Source organism: Carnobacterium sp. FSL E2-0243, assembly GCF_038003605.1.
GTDB lineage: Bacteria > Bacillota > Bacilli > Lactobacillales > Carnobacteriaceae > Carnobacterium > Carnobacterium maltaromaticum.
The window spans coordinates 2,503,615-2,521,065 of sequence record NZ_JBBOPM010000001.1 but is presented as its reverse complement, the minus strand read 5'-3'; the positions used below and the strand labels follow the sequence as shown (position 1 = coordinate 2,521,065).

Sequence of the window (17,451 nt, the reverse complement as noted above, 5' to 3'; positions counted from 1 at the left end):
TCTTTTTCGTTCATCCAGAGTATATTTAATAAGAACAAAGGCGAAAGGAGAATAGAAAATGAAGAAGATACATGTAGTAGCCCATACTCATTGGGACCGTGAATGGTATTTTAGTGACAATGAAGCATTTATTCAATTTTCATATCACATGGATGAGGTCATTTATGCATTAGAAAATGGTGAACTAGACTATTACTATTTAGATGGTCAACTTAGTATTTTAGATGATTACCTAAAAGTATATCCAAATCAAGAAACAAAAATTAAAGAGTTAGTTGAGGGGAATAAATTATTTATTGGTCCTTGGTATACACAAATGGATGAATTCGTTGTAGCGGGTGAGTCAGTTGTGAAAAATTTACAAATTGGAATTGATATGTCGAAACGCTTAGGTGGACATACTGCCTTAGGTTACTTACCGGATTCCTTTGGACAAGGGAAAGATATGCCGAAAATTTATAATGGATTTGGGATTGAAGATGCTGTTTTTTGGCGAGGTATGCCAAATGAAGTGACAAAAAGCCGGGAATTTTATTGGACAGCAGAAGATGGATCAAAAGTCCTGACAATCAATATTCGAAATGGTTACTATGCAGGAGTGGCCCTTGTTGAAGGTGAAATTTACCAAAAAAAAGCCATCTTAGATATCGTTTCCGAAGACAGCGCGACAACTAATATAACCTTACCAGTCGGTGGTGACCAGCGAGCAGTCGATCGAAACTTAAAAGCCATTATTGAAGAGGCGAATAAAGAATTCGCTGAAGAGTACCAAATAGAAGAAAGCAATTATCCACATATTTTTAATTTATTAAAAAAAGAAGCCACAGATTTACCAACAGTTCAAGGCGAGTTTATGAGCGGTAGCGTATCAAAAATTCATCGTTCTATCTACTCATCAAGATACGATTTGAAAAAAATCAATGACACAATTGAAAATCGCTTAATTTTTCAATTAGAGCCACTAATGTTGATGGCAGATGACTTAGGAATTCCATTTAAACGTGAATTAATGGATTATACATGGAAATTAATCCTAAAAAATCATGCTCATGATAGCATAGGCGGCTGTAACACAGATAAAACCAATGAAATGATTATGGCCCGTTACAAAGAAGCCGACCAACTATCCTATTCAACCGTTGATTATCTCGTTAGAAAAATCGCAGAATCAATTGAAGGCATTCAAGAAAATGATTTAGTTCTTTTCAATACCTTACCATATAGAAGAACAGAGCCTTACACGCTTGAAGTCAGCACGAAAAAAACAACCATTAAGCTTTTCGATGATCAGCGCCATGAGATTCCATTCCAGTTGATCTCAACCGAAAAAGTCTATGCTGGCGAAGTTAGACGTTCCGAAAGCGACTACGATGAAGCCAAATATTATTACATCCACAAAATCAGTTTTATAAATGAACTACCTGCACTTTCCTATCAGATTGTCTCAGTCGAAGAACAAGACGAATCTGCTACTCAGGAAAAGCCAGTTGCTTCAGAAGAAACCATAATTGAAAATGCGACCTATAAAATTACATTTTCAAATGGTCAGTTTTCTATACTTGCTAAAGAACAAGGCATAACTTATAAAAATTGTTTACATGTCGAAGAATCAGGTGATGAAGGGGATACCTATGACTATTCACCTGCATATTTTGACAGCATTCATCACTTGTTATTTGAGACAGCCGAGGTAGCTATTCAATCTGGAAAGTTCCTTTCAACAATGAGTGTGACAGGAAGTTGGTTTGTACCAAAAGATTTAGCAGCCAGAAAAGCTCAAAAAGTAGATACTGAAATCGAATATACGTTAACTTTATCTTTAAAAAATGACTCAAAACGTGTTGATATGAAATTAAGCGTAAACAATCAAGCGTTAGATCATCGCATGAGATTAGTAGTCAAAACACCAGTGAAAAGTCAGGTAAGTTATGCAGATACGTTATTTGGTATCGTTGAAAGAAATAATCACGATCCACACATTCATGACTGGAGAGAACTCGGTTGGAAAGAAGAGCCAACTGAAATTTATCCAATGATTCATTACGCTAATACTCATGATTTGGAAACAAGTTGGACAGTAATGAGTAAAGGGATTAAAGAATACCAAGTCATTGATAGTGATATGTATATTACCTTGTTTAGAGGTGTAGGATTCTTAGGACGCCCAGAATTATTAAGAAGACCCGGTGATGCTTCTGGTAACCAATTCCGTTACATCCCAACACCAGATAGTCAATTGCTAGGGACCTTGGAAATGGAGCTATCTTTAATAATTGCTACTGACTATAATCCGGCTAAAATTCAAAGAGAGTACCAAATGTATTCTGTTGATGCACCTTATTATCAAGTGCAGACACTAAATCGCTTTACTAATCCAATTCAGTATTTCCAAAGCAATAAAGTCGATCATTTAACCACATTAAAAAAATCGATTGATTTAAGTGAGTTGCCGTTAGTTTTCAGTGCAATTGAATTAAGTAGAGATGGGGAATGGATCAATATCCGACTATATAATCCATTACTAGAAGAAACTGTGAAAGCTGAGATAATTCCTTTAGCAACTCAAGCTCATGTTCGCTTTGTTAATTTAAATGGGGACTTAATCACGTCACTTGGACTAATAAATGAAATTCCATTAGGTGATTTCAAACCAGGACAAATTAAAACAATATCAATAAAAAGATAGAGATAAGGAAGGTAGCGTAAAAAATGAAAATAAATGTTGAGAAACTTCAAGAACCTTTACTAAAAATTGCCAATAAAGTGGATAATAATAGTGTCTTACAGGCCATCAAGAATGCCTTTATTAGCAGTATTCCTTTTACTGTAGTTGGTTCATTTTCAAATCTGATTAAAATGCAAATTGACGCGTTTTTTGGAGACACGTCAATTGGACAAACGGCCTCAAAAATATTTGGCAATGTGTATCTTGGAACCTTAGGGATCGTTGCTTTACTAATCGTATTTTCTACAGCATATAATTATGCGAGAGAGTTGATGCGAAAACATCCGGAAGCTAATATTAATCCTTTGTTAGCAACACTATTGGCTTTTGCAGCGTACTTTGTAATGGTACCAAATAATGTCAACTTTGCAGATAGTACAGCAGATATAGTACAAGGTTACGCCAATAACTTTTTCAGTTATGAAGGGATGTTTACGGCTCTTATTGTAGGATTGTTAGCTGTTTTCTTCTATTCCGTATTAGCTAAACGTAAAATTGCCATTAAATTACCAGGAAATGTTCCACCTAACGTATTTGATTCATTTTTCGCCTTGATTCCAATTTCAATTGTTTTATTAGGCTGTTCAGTAGTAAAAGTTGCGATTGAAGCATTTGACTTCAATTCATTTATGGACTTAGTTAGTCAACTGTTTGTCCAACCTTTAACATCAGTAGGAACGGGATTGCCAGCGATAGTTGTTGTTATTTTACTGCAACAAATTCTATGGTTCCTAGGTTTACATGGCTTTAATATTGTCTGGGGTGTTGTTTCTGCTTTATGGTTGCCAGTTTTCTTAGAAAACGTAGCCAAATTTGCTGAAACAAATAGCTTTGATAATATTTCAATTGCTCCAAATACAATGACAAATGTCTATGCTATGATTGGTGGTTCTGGAGCCACATTTGGATTAATTTTAGCTATTCTAATCTTTACGCCTAAAACCTATAGTGGACGAGAAGTTGCAAAACTTTCATTTATTCCAGGACTATTTGGTATCAACGAACCAATTATTTTCGGTTTCCCAATCGTTTTAAACCCATTAATGTTCATTCCTTTTGTTTTTGTTCCAATTTTTAATGCTGTTGTCGCTTATATAGTGACAAAAATTGGCTGGGTTGTACCATTAGTTGTGTTAAATTCAGGAAATGAACCAATATTTATTAGTACATGGATTTTAGGAGCTTTCCATTTAAGTCCCGTAATTTTGACAGCCGTTTTAGTTGTCCTAGACGTGATTATCTATGCACCATTTGTTCGTATGAATATGAAATTTGATCAAAGTCAATTGCTTAATGCGGAAAATCAAGCTTAAAAGAAACGAATAGAACTGAGATAAAGCTAACTAGTTTTATCTCAGTCTCTAATTTTTTATCATGGCCATCTCTTATGAGTCAATTCCTTGAGAAAAAGATAAAAATTCAAGGTGGCAAAAAGCGCCACATCAATTTTTCCTATTTTCTTGTCGGAGCTAACCGACTCAACAAGCTTTTTATTAAGGCCAGCTCTTATGAGTCAACTCCTCGAGAAAAAGATAAAAATTCGAGGTGGCAAAAAGCGCCACATCAATTTTTCCTATTTTCTTGTCGGAGCTAACCGACTCAACGAGCTTTTTATTAAGGAGGAGTGAGTTAAATGGAAAGCTATATTGAATTAACCATTCAGGCGAATGAAAAGAAGTTTACGGACGTTGAAAAAATTATTGCGCAGTATTTTCTTGATGGAAATAAAGAACTAGGTATTCAAGAATTGGCTAAAGAACTCAGCGTTTCTAACTCTTCTATTACACGATTTTGTAAAAAAATTGGCTTAGCGAATTATAAAGAATTAATTTATCTTTATAAGTACTCTAGCAAAGATAAGCAAAAAGAAGCAGATTCAAGTATTAGTTATGTGAATCAGAATTACTCACTATTACTAAACGATATTATTGAAAAATTAAACCGTGATGAAGTCAAGAAAGCAGCCTTAATGATTGATGCTGGCCGGATTATTCATTATTGGGGAACAGGTTATAACGCTTTTTGTGGAGAAGATTTTCAATTTAAATTTTCACGATTAGGAAAAATTATCAATGTCATAAAAGATGAGCATTCAATTGTAATGATGGCTCACGGGGTTCAAGAAGGTGATCTTGTCGTTTTGTCATCATTGTCAGGAGAAAATAACGCTGTGTTAACAGCTTTGAAAATTGTGGCAGAAAAACGAGCAAAAGCCATAGTGATTACTGCAAATGAAAAAAGTCCTTATAAAAAATTCTCAGAAGCTTTTTGTTTAACTAGCTCAATGGGGAAAAAAGACATGGGTGGGATTTCACCACAAATTCCAGTTTTAACCGTTATTGATACATTATATACCGAAATCTTAGCCATGTACCATGAAGATACCGTTAAATCATGGATCAAATCAGAAGTCATTTTAAAAGGAAAATAGCAAAGGTGGAAAGAATATGACCATTCAATATTCCAAAGAAGTCATCGAAACATTAAAAGCAACTGTAGCCCAAAAATCTAGTAATCCTAGATGGAGTGAAGTCTTTTCTAATTGTTTTGATAATACCTTAGAAACTACAGTGAAATTAACAGAAGCAGAAGATATATTTGTGATAACAGGAGACATACCAGCTATGTGGTTGCGAGATTCCTCTGCTCAAATCAAACCTTATTTAGTAATCGCAAATCAAGATCCAAAAATAAAAGAAATGATTCAAGGATTGTTAGAGCGTCAAGTTAAATGTATCTTAATTGATCCTTATGCAAATGCCTTTAATGAAACCGAAAATGGGGCGTGCTATCACCAAGATATCACTGAAATGAATGGCTGGATTTGGGAGCGTAAATACGAAGTAGACTCCTTATGTTATCCAATCGAGCTAGCTTATCTACTATGGAAAAAAACAGGCGAAACCAACCATTTCACTAAAGAATTTAAGCAAGCAGCCGAAACAATCATTAAGCTTTTTAAAAGGGAGCAACGTCACGAAAATTCTACTTACCGGTTCGAACGTTTTGGTGAACGTCCAGAAGATACATTATCAAACGATGGCTTAGGAGAACCTTGTGGCTACACTGGAATGACTTGGTCAGGATTTCGTCCAAGTGATGATAGCTGTACCTTTAATTATTTAGTTCCAGCAAATATGTTTGCAGTCGTTATTTTAGGTTATTTGGCAGAAATCTTCGAGGAAATATATCACGAAAAGACAGCAGTTGAAGAAGCAAACCAACTAAAAGAAGAAATAAATCGAGGTATAGAAGAATGGGGCATCGTCGAACATGAAGGCAAAAAAGTTTATGCTTATGAAGTTGATGGCTTGGGGAATTATGTATTAATGGACGATGCCAATGTCCCTAGTTTATTAGCTGCTCCATATTTAGGATACTGTGAAATAGACGATGCTATTTACCAACAAACAAGAGCAGTGCTTTTATCGGAAAAAAATCCTTATTATTATGAAGGAAACTATTTAAAAGGTATTGGCAGTGAACATACACCTAAAGAATATGTTTGGCCAATTGCACTGGCTATTCAAGGTTTAACAACCAATAAGAAAGCTGAAAAAATAGAAATGCTAAATAAGTTAGTTGAAACCGAAGCAGGGACAAATTACATGCATGAAGGAATCAATGTGAATAATCCTAACGAATATACAAGAGAATGGTTTTCATGGGCGAATATGATGTTTTGTGAACTGTTACTGGATTGTTTAGAACTGTAATTTTAAGTATTTGTATGGAAAATGAAGCACTACAATGGAGAAAAAACATTGTAGTGCTTTTTTTGAGTAAAAAATAAGTAGAGCTTAGTGTTGACATAAAGCAGAATAAAGCTTAAGATAAAACATACCGAATGAATGTTTTTTTGAAAGGAGAAAAATAATGAGTAAAAAATATAATACAGAAGAAACGATTAAAGCTATTTTAGATGTTTCAACACAATTATTTGTTGAAAAAGGTTATGAGAAAACGACCATTCAAGATATTGTCAACAATTTAGATGGTTTATCACGTGGGGCTATTTACCATCATTTTCAATCAAAAGAAGAAATTATTGATGGTGTAATCAAAAGACTAGTACCAAATACTAAATATATAGACGCGATTAGTAACCGAAAAGATTTAAATGGCTTAGAAAAGATGCAACACTTACTTTTGGAGACTTTATTAAATAAAGAAGTTGGTACATCATTTGGCTTAACCTATTCTTTATTTAACAACCCCAAATTTTTTATGCTCTATATGCGAAATAGCAGCGAAGTCCTATCACCGCAAATTGAAGCCTATATCATTGAAGGAAACCAAGATGGATCTTTATTTGTGAAATTTCCTAAGCAAATCGGTGAGATTGTTGTGTTATTGCTAAATACATGGTTTACTCTTGCTTTGTTTCCCAATACAGTCGACACTTTTTGGGATAAAATTCAAGCATCAAAATATGTTTTAGATTCCATAGGAGTGAATATTTTAAGTGATGAAATAATTAGCAGAATTAAGCATGAAATTAAAGAAAAAGAGGGAAAGTATGAATAAAAATAAACGAAATAAGCCAATCTTGAAATTTTTGAAAATAGGAGCACTGTCTTTGATAGGGTTGATCGTCATAGCCTTTGGAAGTATCTATGTTGCTCACCAAATAAGTTTGAAAAACGAGGAGTCTAAAATAGAGTCCTATGGACAAAAAATAGATGTTTTTGATGGGACCATGAATGTTCTTGTCGAAGGAAAAGGAAAAGAGACGGTTGTATTGCTGACGGGGTATGGGACAGCAAGCCCAGGACTTGATTTTAAGCCGTTAATAAAAGAGCTGAAAACTAAGTATAAGGTTGTTGTAATTGAGCCTTTTGGCTACGGATTAAGCAGTCAAACCAAACGTGAACGAACAGCAGAAAATATGGTTGAAGAAATTCACGCTGTTACAGAAAAGTTAAAACTAGATTCATTTATTCTAATGGGGCATTCAATTGCTGGAATCTATGGTTTAAATTATGTAAATACCTATCCAGAAAATGTTGAAGCATTTGTAGGAATTGACTCCAGTACCCCAAATCAACCTTGGCCAGGTTTTAAAGATGCATTTCCAAACTTCCTACAAAAATCAGGAATCTTTAGATTGATGGTTAAATTAAACCCAGAGAGCTTTAAAGTCGGAGATATGGATGATGCAACTTTTGAACAAATACGTTTACTAACCATGAAAAATATGAGCAATGAGACCATGCGTAAGGAAGGTTATGCCTTAGATCAAAGTTTTGAATCAGCTAAAAAGCTATCTTTTCCAAAAGAGTTACCGGTACTTTTATTTGTAGCTGAAAAAAATGAATCAACTCTTGACGGATGGCTCGAATTACATCAAGAACAAATAGCTCATTCAGTCAAAGGAGAAGTCATTGAATTACCAGGAACACATTATTTGCATCATACGCAATCCAAACAAATAGTCAAAGATTTAAACCAGTTTTTGAATTAAAAAATAGTGGCTCTAACTAGCAAAAAATCCCTAAAGCATCTTTTTTATCAGGTGCTTTAGGGATTTTCGATTACAGCTATTTTATTCTTTTACTAGCTTCTCTTTAACTAAGTAGTTGTGAGCTATAGTTTTAGGAGATTTTCCTTCGACATTGACAGCATAATTCATTTTACGCATTTCAGCATCAGTAATTTTTCCTGCTAGTTTTGATAAAATAGTTTCTAATTCAGGATATTTCTCTATTGTTTTTGTTAAAAGTAAAGGTGCACCTTGGTAAGGTGGGAATAATTCTTTATCATCTTTTAAAACAGTTAACTTGTATTGGGCTAGTTCACTATCTGTTGAGTAAGCATCTAAGACGTTAATACTACCAGATTCAATGGCAGAATAACGCAATTTTGGTTCCATCGTTTGGACCGATTTAAAGGTTAATTTATACAAATCTTGAATACCTTTATAGCCATCTTGACGGTCAGTAAATTCTAAAGTAAAGCCTGCTTTAGCAGTATCTGCTAAAGGAATTAAATCAGAAATAGTTTTTAATTTGTAGTCGTTGGCCAGTTGCGGTGAAACGGCTAAGGCGTAGGTATTATTATAAGCCATTGGTTTCAAATAACTCATTTGAAATTTCTTAGCGACACCATTTTTAGCTTGTTGGTAAACTTTATCAGGGTTATGAGTTTCTGCATTTTCTTCTAAGAAAGTTTCCAGCACAGTTCCAGTAAATTCTGGATAAATATCGATATCGCCATTTTTTAAAGCATTAAATAAAAAGCTAGTTTTTCCCATATTTGGTTTCAATGTCACGGTTAAATCAGAGTCAGTTTCAATTAATTCTTTGTACATATTAATCAAAATATCTGGTTCTGCTCCCAATTTACCACCGATTACGATTTCTTTTTGAGGTTGATTGAGTAAAGGCAAAAGAATAAAGCCTAACATAATAACTGTGATTCCACCAAGTGTTAGCAATGTTTTTTTGAAAGAAATCCGTTCAAAGAAACGCAATAGATAGTCAAATAAAATCGCTAATAAAGCCGCTGGAATAGCACCTAATAAAATTAATTGATTATTATTACGATCAATTCCCAATAGAATTAAGCTTCCAAGACCTCCAGCACCAATTAAAGCTGCTAACGTTGCTGTTCCAATAATTAAAACCATGGCGTTACGAATTCCAGCCATAATCATGGGCATAGCAAGTGGTATTTGCACTTTAGATAAGCGGCGCCATAGATTCATTCCCATAGCATTACTGGCTTCAATTAGAGAGGAATCGACTTCAATAATGCCTGTGTAGGTATTTCGTAAAATAGGCAATAAAGCATAAATGACTAAGGCAATAGTAGCAGGCAATGTTCCAATACCTACCAAAGGAATTAAGAGTCCTAGTAAGGCTAATGAAGGGATTGTTTGAAAAATCGCGGTAATTTGAATAATCGGTTCTGCAATTTTACGATGATTACTTAAATAAATCCCTAGAGGTAGGGCAATTAGGACTGCAATTAAAAGTGCTATAAATGAAATTTGAATGTGTTGAAGTAACGCAGTAGTTAATTCATCTTTCCGTTCAAGTAACGTATCAAAGAAAAGTTTCATAGGGGCGCACCTCCTGTTTGGAGTTTAGACGCAAGAAAAGCAACAAGATGCTCCGCTGTAATTGTCCCAATAAGAAGAGAACTCTCTGGATTTTTAATTGAAATCTCAGATGCATTTGTTAGTTTAAGAACTAAGCTATCTATAGAGTCGGAAGGGACTAAAAAATTGGAATCTAGATCATTTAGTAGATCAGTTGTTAAACAAGCGTAACAATTTGCATCCAATAAATCCTGAACGGTTCCAGCCTCCTCAATTGGAATATGACCAGATTGAAGAAATTCTCGGACAAACTCATTTTTTGGTTGTGCAGCAAGCTCTGCTGGAGTCCCAATTTGTTCAACCAGCCCATCTCGCATAATACAGATTCGATCGCCCAAAGCCAAAGCTTCTTGCATGTCATGGGTGACGAAAACGACTGTCTTCTGAACTTTTTTTTGAAGTTTAGCAACATCTTCTTGTAATTTTTTACGGCTAATAGGATCAAGAGCACTAAACGGCTCATCCATCAGAATAATATCAGGGTCAGCTGCCAGAGCACGAAGAACACCGACACGTTGTTGTTCTCCGCCAGAAAGTTCAGCAGGCTTTCGATGACGATAACTTTCAGCATCTAATCCGACACTATTTAGTAAGTCCGTTACTCGATTTGCCAACTGATCCTTGGGCCATTTTTTCATTTCAGGCACAATTGTGATATTTTCTTCGATAGTCATATTCGGAAAGAGCGCAATTTGTTGAAGAACGTAACCGATATTCCAGCGTAATTCATTTAAATTATACTCACTAATTGGTTTTCCTTGAATTCTGATTGTACCAGTAGTCAGAGGAATTAAACGGTTAATCATTTTCAAAGTGGTCGTTTTCCCGCTACCACTAGGACCAATTAATACAAAAAATTCTCCAGCTTTTATTTCTAAATTTAAACTAGAAACAACTGGTGTATCTGCTTGGTATTCTTTTGTAACATTTTCAAATTTAATCATTTCTTTCCTCCTTAAAGTAGAATATAGATAGCTATAGCTCGAAATTTAATTTTTTACCATGGAAATGGAACGCATTCAAAAAAGTGAATGCATAATTGTAGGCCTGGTTAGAAAGTCGGAAAATAATCTAAGATGTCAATCCAGTTCGTATCTCTAACCGTGACTCTAGGCTTAACCAAAAGCTAAGAGCTAACCGAACAAAAAATTGGTTTAATTTAGTAACATTGTCTACCAATTCATTATACCGAACCTTTGTTCTTTTTGTAAAGCGAACAAGTTATGAAGTTTAGATTATCTTTCTAATCAGTAAATGTGACTATCAAAAAGTATAACAGTTTATACGAAAATAATTAATATATTTGCTTGGAAAAAAAAGACCTTTATCCTGAATATAGGATAAAGGTCTTCTTATTTGCTTTAGTTTGCTAAGCGAAGTTCTAAACGTTTTGAAACAAGAGAAAGTGCATAACAGACAATAAAGTATAAAAATGCCATAGCGGCAAACATTGGTAAGACAGCATTCGTATCTTGCCCGTAAATAATTTTAGCATTGTGGGTTAATTCAGGTAAAGAAATAATCACAGCTAACGAAGTATCTTTAATCAATGCAATAAACTGGCTGACAATAGGTGGCAACATTTGTTTAAAGGCTTGTGGAAAAATGATACTAACTAATGTTTGAGAATAAGTTAGGCCTGTTGAACGACCTGCTTCCATCTGTCCTTTTGGAACTGCATTTAATCCGGCACGAATAATTTCTGATAGCATAGCTGATTCAAAAATCGTTAAGGCCGCAACAGAAGCCCAGAAGATACTTAATCGAATCCCGATTTGCGGTAAGGCAAAATAAGTAAAGAAAATGATTAAAAGCAAGGGTAAATTACGAATAATATCTGTTAGAATACCAACTAGTTTTGAGGCTACAGGTACTTTCATAAAACGTACTAGACCAATTAGTCCGCCAATCACAAAACTGAAGAGAATTGAGAATAAGGCAACTTGAACAGTTACTAACAGTCCATCTAATAAAAAGCGGATATTAATCCACGAAAATGCGTCAAAAAATTGCAATCAAATCTCCTCCTTTAGGCTTGGACTTCTAAGCGGCGTTCGACATACTTCATTAAATAAGAGAGTGGCAACGTTAAAATTAAATAAAAGGCTGCAACTACAATATAGGTATCAAATGTATTAAATGTTTCACTGGCAATTAAATCACCTTGATACATTAAATCTAACCCAGCAACTATTGCTAAAACTGATGAGTTTTTAACTAAGTTGATAAATTGATTCCCTAGTGGTGGAATAACAATTTTAAAAGCTTGCGGCAAAACAATATACCACATTGCTTGGACATATGTGAAGCCAGAAGAAAGTCCCGCTTCCATTTGTCCTCGTGGAACTCCATCGATTCCTGCTCTGACAGTTTCTGCAATAAAAGCAGAAGTATAGATAGTTAAGCCAATAGTTCCTGCTGTAAAACCATCGATTTGGAACCAATAAAGTGGAACAACAACATAGAAAAACATAACAATAACAAGCAAAGGAATATTTCTGAAAAATTCAACATAGGCTTTTGCTAAATTTCTAATTAGTTTCGTATGAGATAACTGAAAAATGGCCATTAATGTTCCGATGATTAAACTGAAAAGTAACGCTAAAATACTTGAATAAAGAGTAAATTTAAAGCCTTCCAGTAAAGCGTCAGAGTAATTTGAAAAAATAGTGAACATCAGCCCACCTCGCTTTCTTTTGGTTTGATTTTAATTGGGTTATTTAGGGAACCATTTGTCATAAATTTTATCATAAGTCCCGTTAGCTTTTAGTGTCGCCAAGGCTTCATTCACACGATTTAAAAAAGGTTCTTGTCCTTTATTAATGGCGATACCATAAGGTTCATCTGTAAAAATATCACCTGCTAAGGTATAGTCAGGGTTTTCTTCAGCAATCCCTAATAAAATACTATTATCTGTTGTCATGGCATCCCCTTGACCAGATTTTAAAGCCGTGAAAGCTTCTGCATAATTTTCTAATTCTAAAATTTTAGCTTCAGGAGCTTTTTTACGAATATTAACGGCGGAAGTTGACCCTTTTACTGCAAGTACGGTTGTATTAGCATTTAGGCTTTCTATTCCTTTAATCGGACTGCCTTTTTTTACTAATAACGATTGTCCAGCATCAAAGTAAACATCAGAAAAATCAACTACTTTTTTACGTTCGTCTGAAATGGTCATGGTAGCAATGATGGCATCGATATTCCCATTTTTCAAAAGAGGAATCCGTGTTTTTGATGTTACTTCAACAAATTCAGCGTGTCCTTTTGAGCCAAGAATTTCTTTCGTAATGGCTTTAGCAATATCAATATCAAAGCCTTCCACATTACCTGTACCAATATTAATTAAGCCAAATAACCGCGTATCGGTTTTAACTCCCCAAACAATCTCTTGATCTTTTTCAATTCGTTCTAAAATATCTTCTCCAGCAACACTTTTTTGACCACAGGCCCCTAAAAGGCTGGTCGAAAGGAGAACAAAAAATAAAAGAGCAATTTTATTCCATTTTTTCTTCATTTTTGGACCTCCTTATTAATGATTGATGATCTTACTTAGGAATTGCTGTGCTCTAATTTCTTTAGGTGCTTCATAAAAAGTATGAGCTTCTTCGTCTTCTAAAATTTGACCATCTGCCATAAAAATAACACGGTCTGCAACTTCTCTAGCAAAACCCATCTCATGAGTAACAACGACCATAGACATTCCTTCACGAGCTAAATTTTTCATAACTTCTAAAACTTCTCCAATCATTTCAGGATCTAGAGCAGAAGTAGGTTCATCAAATAACATGACTTCTGGTTGCATTGCTAAACCACGAGCAATCGCAATCCGTTGTTGTTGCCCACCTGAAAGTTGAGAGGGGTAGGAATCTTTTTTATCTAGCATGCCAACTTTTTCAAGTAATGTTTCGGCTAAGGCATTAGCTTCTTCTTTTGTTTTTTTCAAAACCTTGATTGGAGCTAACGTAATGTTTTCCAAAACCGTTTTGTGAGGGTATAGGTTGAAATGTTGAAAAACCATTCCCATATTTTTACGAACTTCATTGATATTGGTTGTTTTACTATGCAAATCAATGTCATTGATTAAAAGAGAACCTTCCGTAATATCTTCTAACCCATTAATACAACGCAACATCGTACTTTTACCAGAGCCAGAAGGTCCGATAACGACCACCACTTCACCTTTTTTAATTGATAAATTAATATTTTTTAGTGCATGAAATTGACCATAATACTTTTCCACATTCTTAAATTCAATCATAATGCCACACTCCTTCTTATAAAATTAGAAAAGCTTCACCATCTCAAAAACAAACGAGTAGCGAAGATTTAGTACACTAGTATTAAAAATGATTCTTAACACGTTGGGAATCATTTTTGGACTCTTGTTAACTATCATGTAAGAAAAGATTACATGTTTTATTTAGATTAGAAAACGGTTAACAAAAGCTTCATTCATTTCTCATTATAATCTGAAAAAGTTTGATTTGTAAAGCCCTTCGATTAAAAAAAAATACTAGTACGCTTTCATTGTTGTTAAAAGAGCATTTGAAATAACGCTTGAAGTAATGAATTTAATTTGTTATGATAAGAGAAATTGAGATACATAGAGAAATGGAGGTGTGAAAAGATGAGTAAAGCAGAAAAAAGCATGGCTAATTTTACAATCTTATTTGTAACATTTTGTCATAGTGTTATTTTTAATCCAGTACTAACAAGGGTGGAGTCTGCCCATAATTGGAATTACCAACTTAAAAATAAACTGCCAGCTTGTCTTTCTTACACCTATTAAATAAACAATAGTGAACTGTAAAATGAAATGAGTAAGAGGGCAGGTAGGGCTAATTAGCGCTACTTGTCTTTTTTTCTGTGATTTGCCATGGTTCTTGTTGCTTTGTCATGGTTCTTGTTGCTTTAGCAACTTAGAACCATGATACACATCCATCAAAGATGGACTGTGTTCCTATGAGAGAAGCAACATATGCATCGACCAACAGGGAAGGATATAATCCCAAAATAGAGGTCTGAAAATAGAGTGTATTTATTCGGTTAGGCTCAAAGCTGGCGCTAAGGAGCACATACAAAATGTACATTCATATACAAGAAATAGAAAAAAGTTACGGGAGCTTGCTTTTATTCGAAGAACTATCACTAAAAATTCCCCAAGGACATAAGATTGGTTTAGTGGGAGATAACGGTAGTGGAAAATCGAGCTTGTTTAAATTAATTACAGGAGAAGAGAGTCCTGATAAAGGTCTAGTGATTCGAAAAAAAAATCTCGTATTAGGTTATCTAGAACAATTACCAGAAGTGCAAGGAACCACCTCTGTTCAAGAAGTTATTGAAGCTGATTTTAAGGAATTAATTGAGATACAACAGCACTTGAAAGAGCTAGAAAAGCAGATGGAACAAAGTGTTGAGGGGGTAATCATAAAAAAATACGGTGTTTTACAAGAGAAATTTATTCAGTTAGGTGGTTACGAACTTGCCTACCAAATTGAAAAGATGGCTTCAGGCTTAGGTATTCAACAGTTACTAAATAAACCATTTAATCAGCTAAGTGGCGGAGAACAAACAAAAGTTGGATTAGTAAAGGTTTTATTAAAAGAGCCAGATTTATTATTGCTTGATGAACCTACGAACCATTTAGATTTACATGCAATTGAATGGTTAGAACACTATCTAAAAAGTTATCAAGGAACCTTATTTACGATTTCCCATGATAGGCATTTTTTAGACCAAGTCGTTACAGAAATCTATGACCTAGAAGATGGAGAAATTCAAGTTTATCAAGGAAACTATACTCAATACCAAAAAGCTAAAAAAACACGCCTGCTTAAAGAACAACAAAATTATGAAGAGCAGCAAAAGAAAATTAAAAAATTAGAAGATGCTATTCGACGTTACAGACAATGGGGCAACGAGAGTGGTAATGAAGATATGTTCAAAAAAGCTAAGAGTTTAGAAAAACGCTTAGCTCGTATGACTCAACTCACACGCCCAGTCTTAGAGAAAAAGCACATCCAATTGAAACTTGCTGTTAATCAGCGAAGTGGAAAAAAAGTCGTTACATTTTCAAATGTACAAAAAAGTTACGGTGCAAAGCAGCTTTTTCAACAGCTTAATTTCCAATTACAGTGGGCCAAACATATCGGGATTGTAGGTGAAAATGGTGTTGGAAAATCAACGTTAATTCGTTTACTTTTACAAGAAGAACAGCCGGATTGTGGAACGATTGAACTCGGCGAGCAAGTTAAAATTGGTTACTTGCCGCAAAAAATTGAGTTTTCAGATGAAAATAAATCTGTATTAGAAAGTTTTCGTTTTTATGTAGCAATGGAAGAAGGGGAGAGCCGAGGATTTTTAGCTCAATTTTTATTCTATGGCAGTGATGTCTTTAGATTGGTGAAGAATCTTAGTGGTGGACAGAGAATGCGTCTAAAATTAGCTATTTTAATGAAAGAAGAGACGAATTTATTGATTTTAGATGAACCAACGAATCATTTGGATATTGCTACTCGTGAGGTTGTAGAAGATGTGTTAGCTAATTATACTGGAACTTTATTGGCTATTTCCCATGATCGCTATTTTCTTGATAAATTATTTAATGAAATTCTTTGGCTGACACCAACTGATATAACGCTTTTTAATGGAAATTATCAATGGGCTAAGAAAAAGGAAGAAGAGCAAGCTACCCTTTTGGAAAAGCAAGACATAAGTGAACGTGAAAATGGAAAGAAATTAAGTAAAGTAAAAACTGGAAAAATGGCTAAAGCTCCAACCTTGACTGATATTGAAAATTCACTACAAAATCAAGCTAAAATAGTTACAGAATTAGATGAGAAATTAGCACACGAAACAAACCTTGAACAACTTTATAAGTGGAGCCAAGAACGTGATGAAGTTCTATTAAAAGTTAAACAGTTAGAGGATCAGTGGATAGAACTAGCGGATGAATAATGTGAATGATAGACTAATAAATTAAAAGAAGAGGATAAGTTGATTGACTTATCCTCTTCTTTATCTAGCTGAAACGCAATTATTTTTTTCTAACGCTAACAAATAACGTTTTTTAGCAATGCCTATTTCAGAAGCACCACTATAGCCTGTCATACTGCCATTTTTACCAATAATTCGATGGCAAGGAATAACGATAGGCAAAGGATTATTTCGATTTGCTTGTCCAATTGCTCGAACGGCTTTAGGATTCTCAATTGCCACAGCAATGTCAGCATAGCTTTGGGTGGACCCATAAGGAACATTTTGAAGAGCTTGCCAAACATGTTGCTGAAAAGGGGTTCCTACTTGTAGGGAAAGAGGTACAGTAAATTTTTTTAATTCCCCAGAAAAATAGCGTTCTAATTCCAACGCTAGTTGCTTACCAAATGGTCCAGTTGTGACTTTTTTTATAGCTAAGGATTCTTCTTCATTTACAAAAATAATGTTTGTAATTCCTTGTTGATCTTCAAGGATGTGTAGAAATCCAATAGGACTATTTATAAGCATAGTAAACACCTCTTTTTTAATTTATCAAACTGTTTTCTTCTATTATATAGTATTTTTCAATGAAAGGTAGCAGTAATTGTCCTATCTTGTTTTATTTCCATCAGCATTATGAGCTAAATGA

Annotated in this window: 15 protein-coding genes; 8 read left to right on the top strand and 7 right to left on the bottom strand. The window is 34.4% G+C overall.

The genetic code is table 11. The features are described from left to right. The first annotated feature begins 58 nt into the window (after positions 1-58). The 6 genes from MHI00_RS12020 to MHI00_RS11995 all read left to right on the top strand — a co-directional run bounded on the left by MHI00_RS12020 (position 59) and on the right by MHI00_RS11995 (position 8,189). Positions 59-2,686, top strand: a complete 2,628-nt coding sequence (locus tag MHI00_RS12020; protein ID WP_332630370.1) for a glycoside hydrolase family 38 N-terminal domain-containing protein — start codon at positions 59-61, stop codon at positions 2,684-2,686. 23 nt (positions 2,687-2,709) lie between these two features. After that, the gene (locus tag MHI00_RS12015) at positions 2,710-4,038 is read left to right on the top strand and encodes a PTS sugar transporter subunit IIC (protein WP_015075860.1); all 1,329 of its coding nucleotides are present in this window, start codon (positions 2,710-2,712) and stop codon (positions 4,036-4,038) included. A gap of 320 nt (positions 4,039-4,358) precedes the next feature. Beyond that, positions 4,359-5,156 (top strand): MurR/RpiR family transcriptional regulator, encoded by a 798-nt coding sequence (locus MHI00_RS12010; protein ID WP_010051152.1) that lies wholly within the window; start codon positions 4,359-4,361, stop codon positions 5,154-5,156. Between the two features lie 16 nt (positions 5,157-5,172). Then, positions 5,173-6,441, top strand: a complete 1,269-nt coding sequence (locus tag MHI00_RS12005; protein WP_317913522.1) for a glycoside hydrolase family 125 protein — start codon at positions 5,173-5,175, stop codon at positions 6,439-6,441. Between the two features lie 160 nt (positions 6,442-6,601). After that, positions 6,602-7,252, top strand: a complete 651-nt coding sequence (locus MHI00_RS12000) for a TetR/AcrR family transcriptional regulator (RefSeq protein ID WP_318588946.1) — start codon at positions 6,602-6,604, stop codon at positions 7,250-7,252. Next, complete coding sequence (locus MHI00_RS11995; protein ID WP_010051160.1) at positions 7,245-8,189, top strand: alpha/beta fold hydrolase; 945 nt, start codon at positions 7,245-7,247, stop codon at positions 8,187-8,189. The genes MHI00_RS12000 and MHI00_RS11995 overlap by 8 nt, the downstream gene beginning before the upstream one ends. Positions 8,190-8,270: 81 nt before the next feature. Here MHI00_RS11995 and MHI00_RS11990 read toward each other — a convergent pair whose 3' ends face one another. From MHI00_RS11990 to MHI00_RS11965, 6 genes are all read right to left on the bottom strand, one after another. Next, positions 8,271-9,788 (bottom strand): ABC transporter permease/substrate-binding protein, encoded by a 1,518-nt coding sequence (locus MHI00_RS11990; RefSeq protein ID WP_341113899.1) that lies wholly within the window; start codon positions 9,786-9,788, stop codon positions 8,271-8,273. Next, complete coding sequence (locus tag MHI00_RS11985; protein WP_010051164.1) at positions 9,785-10,771, bottom strand: ABC transporter ATP-binding protein; 987 nt, start codon at positions 10,769-10,771, stop codon at positions 9,785-9,787. The genes MHI00_RS11990 and MHI00_RS11985 overlap by 4 nt, the downstream gene beginning before the upstream one ends. A gap of 417 nt (positions 10,772-11,188) precedes the next feature. Further along, on the bottom strand, positions 11,189-11,842 hold the full coding sequence (locus tag MHI00_RS11980; protein ID WP_010051165.1) for an amino acid ABC transporter permease: 654 nt from the start codon (positions 11,840-11,842) through the stop codon (positions 11,189-11,191). Between the two features lie 14 nt (positions 11,843-11,856). Further along, complete coding sequence (locus tag MHI00_RS11975; protein ID WP_015075867.1) at positions 11,857-12,504, bottom strand: amino acid ABC transporter permease; 648 nt, start codon at positions 12,502-12,504, stop codon at positions 11,857-11,859. 39 nt (positions 12,505-12,543) lie between these two features. Then, positions 12,544-13,341 carry a transporter substrate-binding domain-containing protein gene (locus MHI00_RS11970; RefSeq protein ID WP_010051167.1) on the bottom strand — a complete coding sequence of 266 codons (798 nt, stop codon included), beginning with the start codon at positions 13,339-13,341 and terminating at the stop codon, positions 12,544-12,546. 15 nt (positions 13,342-13,356) lie between these two features. Then, a complete protein-coding gene (locus MHI00_RS11965) occupies positions 13,357-14,085 on the bottom strand; it encodes an amino acid ABC transporter ATP-binding protein (protein ID WP_010051168.1) in 729 nt (242 codons plus the stop codon). A gap of 369 nt (positions 14,086-14,454) precedes the next feature. On the opposite strand from MHI00_RS11965, the gene MHI00_RS11960 reads away from it, so the two are divergent. Together MHI00_RS11960 and abc-f are read left to right on the top strand one after the other, a co-directional pair. Continuing rightward, positions 14,455-14,616, top strand: coding sequence for a hypothetical protein (locus tag MHI00_RS11960; RefSeq protein WP_155520290.1), 162 nt, complete (start codon positions 14,455-14,457; stop codon positions 14,614-14,616). Between the two features lie 293 nt (positions 14,617-14,909). After that, positions 14,910-16,784 (top strand): ribosomal protection-like ABC-F family protein, encoded by a 1,875-nt coding sequence (gene abc-f, locus MHI00_RS11955; RefSeq protein WP_341113889.1) that lies wholly within the window; start codon positions 14,910-14,912, stop codon positions 16,782-16,784. A 60-nt stretch (positions 16,785-16,844) separates the two neighbouring features. Here abc-f and MHI00_RS11950 read toward each other — a convergent pair whose 3' ends face one another. Next, positions 16,845-17,330 (bottom strand): methylated-DNA--[protein]-cysteine S-methyltransferase, encoded by a 486-nt coding sequence (locus MHI00_RS11950; protein WP_157455030.1) that lies wholly within the window; start codon positions 17,328-17,330, stop codon positions 16,845-16,847. Between the last annotated feature and the right edge of the window lie 121 nt (positions 17,331-17,451).